The organism is Roseomonas sp. CAU 1739 (genome assembly GCF_039839775.1).
Classification (GTDB): domain Bacteria; phylum Pseudomonadota; class Alphaproteobacteria; order Acetobacterales; family Acetobacteraceae; genus Neoroseomonas.
The window spans coordinates 240615-247636 of sequence record NZ_JBDOQQ010000009.1; the positions used below are offsets into that span (position 1 = coordinate 240615).

General features: G+C 70.4%; 6 protein-coding genes. 2 read left to right on the forward strand and 4 right to left on the reverse strand.

Annotated features, from left to right (window positions below; all coding sequences use genetic code 11):
• Positions 1-264: 264 nt before the first annotated feature.
• From AAFN86_RS16590 to AAFN86_RS16600, 3 genes are all read right to left on the reverse strand, one after another.
• Positions 265-2055: an IlvD/Edd family dehydratase gene (locus AAFN86_RS16590; protein WP_347544471.1), complete on the reverse strand. Its 1791-nt coding sequence runs from the start codon at positions 2053-2055 to the stop codon at positions 265-267.
• Between the two features lie 432 nt (positions 2056-2487).
• Positions 2488-2832: a hypothetical protein gene (locus AAFN86_RS16595; RefSeq protein ID WP_347544472.1), complete on the reverse strand. Its 345-nt coding sequence runs from the start codon at positions 2830-2832 to the stop codon at positions 2488-2490.
• A 79-nt stretch (positions 2833-2911) separates the two neighbouring features.
• Positions 2912-3955, reverse strand: coding sequence for an alpha/beta fold hydrolase (locus AAFN86_RS16600; protein WP_347544473.1), 1044 nt, complete (start codon positions 3953-3955; stop codon positions 2912-2914).
• Positions 3956-4349: 394 nt separating this feature from the next.
• Between AAFN86_RS16600 and AAFN86_RS16605 the strand changes: the two genes are divergently transcribed.
• Entirely contained in the window at positions 4350-5714 is a 1365-nt protein-coding gene (locus AAFN86_RS16605; protein WP_347544474.1) for an MATE family efflux transporter, read from the forward strand.
• A 228-nt stretch (positions 5715-5942) separates the two neighbouring features.
• On the opposite strand, the gene AAFN86_RS16610 is transcribed toward AAFN86_RS16605, so the two are convergent.
• Positions 5943-6563, reverse strand: coding sequence for a hypothetical protein (locus tag AAFN86_RS16610; RefSeq protein WP_347544475.1), 621 nt, complete (start codon positions 6561-6563; stop codon positions 5943-5945).
• A 9-nt stretch (positions 6564-6572) separates the two neighbouring features.
• Here AAFN86_RS16610 and AAFN86_RS16615 point away from each other — a divergent pair.
• The coding region (locus AAFN86_RS16615) for a hypothetical protein (protein WP_347544476.1) at positions 6573-7022 on the forward strand (450 nt) is incomplete at its 3' end.

A 7022-nucleotide genomic window follows, 5' to 3' on the forward strand; every position in this document is an offset into this window, starting at 1 on the left:
CTCCGAACCTCACCCCACCAGGGGCCTGCGGGCCCCTGGACCGCGGGGCTTTGGCCTATTGCGTGGCTGTGGAGATCAGTCCGAGACCCGGCCTCGCGCACGAAACGCGCGGCGACGAAGCAGATGTTCCTCGGTGCCAGGCGCCAGGAACCGGCATTCCAAATGCCCCCTGGCATTTGGCGGGGTGAGGTCTGGAGAGGGGCGGCGCCCCTCTCCATCCACCTGGCGCCGCAACGACCTGCCGAAGGGGTCTCTCCCGCCCCCTCAATGATTGTGCCGGCTCTCCCCGCGCGTCTCGAGGATGTTCAGGTACAGCGTTGCCGGCTCCAGGCAGCCACCCGTCCCGAGGCTGCCGACGGAGTTCCGGTAGATCTCCTCCCACGGCGTCTTGTTCAGCAATTCCGGCGCCTTCCACGCCGCGCGCCGCGCGGCGAGTTCCTCCGCCGGGATCAGCACATCCACCTTGCGCGTGTTGAGGTCGATGCGGATCGGGTCGCCGTCCTTGAGCAGCGCCAGCCCGCCGCCGACGGCCGCTTCCGGCGAGACATTCAGAATCGAGGGCGACCCCGAGGTGCCCGACTGCCGCCCGTCGCCTATGGTCGGCAGCGTCGTGACACCCTGCTTCAGCAGCGATGCCGGCGGCTGCATGTTCACCACCTCGGCCGCGCCGGGATAGCCGACCGGGCCGCAGTTGCGGATGACCAGCACGGTCTTGTCGTCGATGCCCAGCGCCGGGTCCTCAATGCGCGCGTGGTAATCCTCGGGGCCCTCGAAGACGGCGACCTTGCCCTCGAATACATCGGGCGGGTCGGACAGGAAGCGCGCGCGGAAATCCTTGTCGATCACGCTGATCTTCATCACCGCATTGTCGAACAGGTTGCCGGACAGCACGACGAAGCCCGCGCGTTCCTTCATTGGCTTCGACAGCGGGCGGATCACCTCCGGATCGGCGGCGGGGATGGCGGCGAGGTTCTCGGTGACGGTCTTGCCGGTCACCGTCATCACGTCGCCATGGATCAGCCCGGCATCGAGCAACTGCTTCATCACCGCAGGAATGCCGCCGGCGCGATAGAAGGCCTCGCCCAGGAAACGCCCGGCCGGCTGGCAATCCACCAGCAGCGGGATGTCGGCGCCGACGCGCTGCCAGTCCTCGACCGTGTGATCGACGCCCATGTGGCGCGCGATTGCTACCATATGCACCGGGCAGTTCGATGACGCGCCGATCGCCGAGGCAACCGCGACCGCATTCTCGAACGCCTTCTTGGTCATGATGTCGGAGGGGCGGAGATTCTCCTCCACCATCCGCACGATCCGCCGGCCGGTCTCATAGGCCATCTGCGCGCGTTGCCGGTATGGCCCGGGGATCGCCGCGCAGCCGGTGATCGACATGCCCACGGCTTCCGCCAGCGAGTTCATCGACAATGCGGTGCCCATGGTCGAGCAATGCCCGACGCTCGTCGCACTCGCCGCCACCATCTCGATGAAGGTGTCGTTGTCGATCTCGCCGGCGGCGAGCTTCTTGCGCGCCTCCCACACGATGGTGCCGGACCCGGCGAGCCGCCCCTGCCAATACCCATCCAGCATCGGCCCGCCGGACAGTGCGATGGCGGGGATATTGACGGTGGCCGCGCCCATCAGCTGCGCCGGCGTCGTCTTGTCGCAGCCGGTGGTCAGCACCACGCCGTCGATCGGGTAGCCGTGCAGCACCTCGACCAGGCTGAGGTATTGCAGGTTGCGATCGAGTGCCGCGGTCGGCCGCTTCAGCGTTTCCTGGATGGGGTGGACGGGGAATTCCAGCGGCACGCCGCCGGCGTCGCGGATGCCGGCCTTCACACGATCGGCCAGCGCGATGTGGTGCCGGTTGCAGGGCGCGATGTCGGACCCGGTCTGCGCGATGCCGATGATCGGCCGCCCCGACTGCAATTCGTCGCGCGTCATGCCGAAATTCAGCTGCCGCTCGATATACAGCGAGGTCATCCCAGGATCGGTCGGGTCGTTGAACCAGCGCTGGCTGCGCAGCTTGAACGGCCGCTTGGTCTGATCCTGGTCCGCCATGGCGCTTCCCTCCGGTTTCTTGGAAGGGAAGCCTGGGTCGGTGCCGACGGGGCTGTCAATTGGCGTGACCAGCAACGCCTCGGCTCGCCGCCGCCCCGGCCGTCGCTGGTGGTGGCACCACCCTGCCTCGTCACGGTGTTGGCAGCGCGGCCCCGCCGCGATTGGTGAGTACGCGGTGCGGCCGCGCCCAAACCGTTATCTGCCGCCGATGCGGCAGGGCGTGGGGCGAAGACAGGGATCGCGGATGCGGTGCGCCCGCCGCCTGATGTCATTGGTATGCGGCATTGAATCATGCCGGGGCGTTGAAGGCGGCTCGCCACGCGTCGGGCCAGGCTGGTCCTGAACGGGGGGGTTTGCGCCCGGTGTCCGGGGACATGGCATGCCGGTGCCGGAGGTCGCGGCATTCGACCTCCGGCATGGCGGATAGGAAGCCTACGGGAAGTTGATGTCGGTCAGCTCGCAGGTGTTGATGTTGCGCCGTTCCGTGGCCTGCCCGCCTTCGACGACAATGCGGATGTCGTTCACGCACTGGCCATTGGGCAGCCGGACGATGAAGGTCTGGCCTGCGGCCAGCACGTTGGTCCCCAGCAGGTCCTGGCCCCAGTTGCTGTTCTGGGAGGACGAGACATAGACCTCCATGATCGTGGTGTTCGACCGGTTGTTCAGCCGGAAGGACGGGTCGGTGGTCTGTGCCTGAGCCGCACCGGCGAAGCCAAAGGCGAAGGCGGTGGCGACGGCGGCGGCACCAAGGCCGAAAAGGGCGCGACGAGCGGTCATGCGGATCATCCGTGATCAGCCGCCGGATCGGCGGCGGCCGCACAATGCACCCGGACCCATTGCAGGACCATGAAGACCTTCAGGCGGCCGGCGCTTCCTCGAGGAAGCCCTGCACCGTCTGGAACAGCACCCCACGATTGCGTTCCATCAGCATGGTGTGGGTGCCTTCACCCAGCATCACCAGGCGCTTGCCTGGGCTGTTGACCAGCAGGGGGAAGATCGCCGCGGCCATCGCCGGCGGCGTGTCGCGATCCCATTCGGCCACGACCAGCAGGGTCGGCGCCGTGACCTTGGCGGGATCCCAATAGGGCCGGCCGGCCTGCGCGTATTCCCGGTCGTCCACCAGCACGCCGTTTGGCGCACGCAGCACCTGCGGGTTGCGGCGCAGGCCCTCGGGGTCGGTCGCCCAGGTCACGCCGGCCCAGTGTTCGAACCAGCCCGGCGGGATCAGCCCGGCGCGCTTCGCCTCGGGCACGCCGTTCATCCAGCGCTGCCGCACCTGCGCCTGCGTGACGCTGCGATACGCGCCGAGTGTCTCCCCCACGCCGACCGCGGCCGGGTTCGGGCTGTCGCGCAGCCAGGGCGGTGCGAACAGCACCAGCCGTTCCACAAGTGTCGGGTTGTCGGCGGCGAAGCGCGCCATCAGCGTGCTGCCCCACGACCAGCCCATATGCATGATGCGCGGCAGGGACCGGTGGGACCGGATGAAGGCCGCCGCCGTGCCGATATCGGCGATCGCGACATCGCCGCGCACGATCGGCGGGTTGGCCTCGGGTGGCTGGGCCATCTCGGGCGGCCGCGTGGACCGCCCATAGCCGCGGATGTCGAGGCACCACACATCGAAGCCGCGCCCCGCGATGTAGTCCATCCAGGACAGCCCGCCGAGCGGGATGTCGAAAGTGGTATGCGCCGGAGGCGTCGCGCCATGGACGAACAGCAGCGTGCGCGCGGGCGAATAAGCGGTCATCGTCTCCTGCCGCTTGTTGCGCAGGAAGATCTCGATGCCGGCATCGCCGGTCGGGACCATGTACTCCTCGGTGATGATGGCCGCCGTCTGGGCGGAGGCGGTGGACGCCAGCAGGGGCGCGATCATCGGGGTGGCGATCAGGGCACGTCGGTGCATGGCGGCCTCGTTGCGGTCTTGCCGCATAGATAGCGCGCCCCGGGCGGCCCATGAAATGGGCCACCCGGAGTCGTGGCTTGGTCCCTCAGTCGGCGGACGCGGCCCAATCGGGCCGCTTGCCTTCGCGCCGTGGGCTGGCGCTCTGGTGGCGGTTGATGGTTTGCGCACGGTCGCGCCTTGCGCTCCACGTGGGCCGCACGGTGTCGAGCCGTCGGGGTTGTGCGTCTGCGCTGTTGATGGCTCCAGACCACGCGGCAATGCCGCGGAGGCGCCAGCCATGCTGCCCGCTGGCCTTCGCGCAAGGCGCCGCAGCGCCGCGGTCCGCGATCCGGCGAGGTCGCGCCTTTCGTCGCCACGCTGTACACCGCGGGCAATGGACGCCGGGAACACAACAATGGCGCGGCCGCGATGGGCCGCGGAGATCTGGGCGACGCTCGCGCTGTCGGGCCCGATCGTGCTGACAAACCTGTCGCAGATGGCACTGGTGGTAACCGAATCGATGCTGCTCGGGCGGCTCGGCACCGATGCGCTGGCCGCCGGCGTGCTGGGGTCGAGCCTGTTCTTTGCGTTGCTCGCCCCCGGATTTGGCTTGGCCCTGGCAGCGGCGCCGGTGCAGGCGCAATGCCGCGGCGCGGCACGCCTGCCCGGCGGGGTCGGGCGAGGCTGGATGCGGCGCATGCGCCAGGGGACACGCGCCGCTCTCTGGGCCTCGGCGCTGTCCATCCTGGCGACCTGGCCGCTGATGTGGGAGGCCGCGGCGGTGCTCCGGGCGCTCGGCCAGGATCCCGCCCTCGCGCTGCTGGCGCAGGACTACGTGCGCGGCGCGATGTTCGGCATGCCGACCTTCTGCGCCTTCGTGGCACTGCGCGGCTTCCTCGCGGCCATGGAACGCCCGGCGGCGGCGATGTGGGTGTCCTTCGGCGCGGTGGCGTTGAACCTGCCGATCGCCTGGACCCTGATCTTCCCCGCCGGGCTCGGCGTGCGTGGGGCCGGGCTCGCCGTGGCCATCGTCGATGGCCTGATGCTGGTCGCGCTTGTGGTGCTGATCCAACGCGACCGCGTGTTCCGCCGCTTCCGCCTGCTCGGCCGCGTCTGGCGGCCACGCCTCGCACCCCTGCGGGAGGTTCTGCTGGTCGGCCTGCCGATCGCCGGTTCCATGCTGCTCGAGATCGGGGTGTTCAGCGCGGCCGCCTTCGCCATGGGCTGGTTCGGGGCCTTCGCGGCCGCCGCGCATGCCATCGCGATCCAAACCGCCTCGGCCACCTTCATGGTGCCGATGGGCATCGCACAGGCGGCCACGGCACGCGTGGGCCTGGCCGCCGGGTCAGGGGATATGGGCGCCGCGCGGCGCGCGGGCTGGGTCGCGATCGGGCTTGGGGCCTGCTTCATGGCGGCGATGGCGATGCTGCTGCTGATGGCGGCGCCGGCAATCGCGGCACTGTTCCTCGACCCCGGTCTGCCCGGTGCGGGCGACGCCATGGTGCTGGCCGCGACGCTTCTGGTGGTGGCGGGGCTGTTCCAGCTCGGCGACGGGATCCAGGTGGTCGCCACCGGTGCGCTGCGCGGGCGCAAGGACACGCGCATCCCGATGCTGCTTGCCGCACTCGGCTATTGGGGGATCGGCCTGCCCTGCGGGCTGGCGCTGGCCCATCTGGCGGGGATGGGGCCGATCGGCGTCTGGATCGGACTCGGCGCCGGGACCGGGATGGTCGCGGTGTTGATGCTGGCGCGCTGGGGGCGGATCTCAGGGCGGCCGTAGAGGCGCAATGTCGTGCCGGCGGTGACGCGCGGGATTGGAGGGGCGCTGCCCCTCCAAGCCACCCCGCCAGGGACCAACGGGTCCCTGGACCGCGGGGAGTTGGTGCATGGCACCGCAGGCGGGCGTGGAAGGCGAATGATGGGTCGGGCACACGCCGGCCCGGCCGATGCGCCTGGAACGCTCGTGTTCCATGGTCACCTGATGGGGCGTGGCAGGCATGGCGCGTCGTCAGCGCCGCGCCACGGTCTCCACCACCACCGGCCGGACGACGACGCGCGTGCCATTCGCTCGCGCCGTGCGCAGCGCCGCAGCCAGTGCCGAGATATAGGCGGCCTGCGCTTCCACCACCGGCCGGCTCGTCCCGAACAGCGGCCGGTCGGACGCGATGACGACGGCAAGGTCAGTGCCGTAGGGTTCATCGACGACCCAGCCCGGAAAGTTGCCCTGCGGTTCACCCAGGCGGACCTGCGCGCTCGCCTGCTGCAGCGTGGACGGGACCAGGTTCGCCACCTCCCCTGAATGCATGAAGTAGGCGACGTAGAGATGCGCCGGCCATTCGGGCATCTGCACGTCGAGCCGCATCAGTTCCTCCTTCTGCAGCGGAAGGCGGCCGATGACCGATACGGTGGGTGCCACCCCGGCGGGGCCGAGCAACGGGCGCAGCAGGTCGAGCGCCTCGCAGAAATCCCCATCGAAGGGGGTCAGTTCCAGTCGCGCCGCATCCTCCGGCACGCCGCGCTGCGCCAGGGCCTGGCGGATCGTCGCCTCGTCGCCGCGCCGCACCACGCCGGCCAGAGTCAGGCTGCGATCCGTCACCGACCAGGCAATCAGCGAGCAGGGGGTGGACACGGCGATCGCTTGCGCCGCCGCCCTCAGGTCGAGCCGCGCGACGGGCGGCTGCGGGCGCTGCGCCTGCTCGCGGGCGATGCGGTCGCGCTCCGCCTGGTCACGCGCCGCCTGGTCGCGTGTGGCCTGATCCCGAGCCGCCTGGTCGCGCGCAGCCTGGTCGCGCGCGGCCTGATCCCTTGCCGCCTGCTCCCGTGCCACCTGGTCGCGGGCAAGGCGGTCGCGTTCCGCAAGGTCACGCGCCGCTTGTTGGGCAGCCTGTTCGCGCGCCAGCCGGTCGCGCTCGGCCTGGGCGCGCGCCGCCTGCTCGCGCGCCGCCTGTTCGCGCGTGGCCTGTTCCCGGGCAGCGGCGTCACGCGCTGCAGCCTCGGCGGCAACGCGGTCGCGGGCTGCCTGATCACGCGCCGCCTGGTCTCGGGCGGCCGCCTCGCGGGCCGCTGCATCGCGCGCGGCCGCTTCGGC

What these genes read in the sequence shown, in the direction of transcription:
- AAFN86_RS16590 (WP_347544471.1), bottom strand. Translation starts at nt 2,055, where the DNA reads ATGGCGGACCAGGATCAGACCAAGCGGCCGTTCAAGCTGCGCAGCCAG.
- AAFN86_RS16605 (WP_347544474.1), top strand. Translation starts at nt 4,350, where the DNA reads ATGGCGCGGCCGCGATGGGCCGCGGAGATCTGGGCGACGCTCGCGCTG.
- AAFN86_RS16595 (WP_347544472.1), bottom strand. Translation starts at nt 2,832, where the DNA reads ATGACCGCTCGTCGCGCCCTTTTCGGCCTTGGTGCCGCCGCCGTCGCC.
- AAFN86_RS16600 (WP_347544473.1), bottom strand. Translation starts at nt 3,955, where the DNA reads ATGCACCGACGTGCCCTGATCGCCACCCCGATGATCGCGCCCCTGCTG.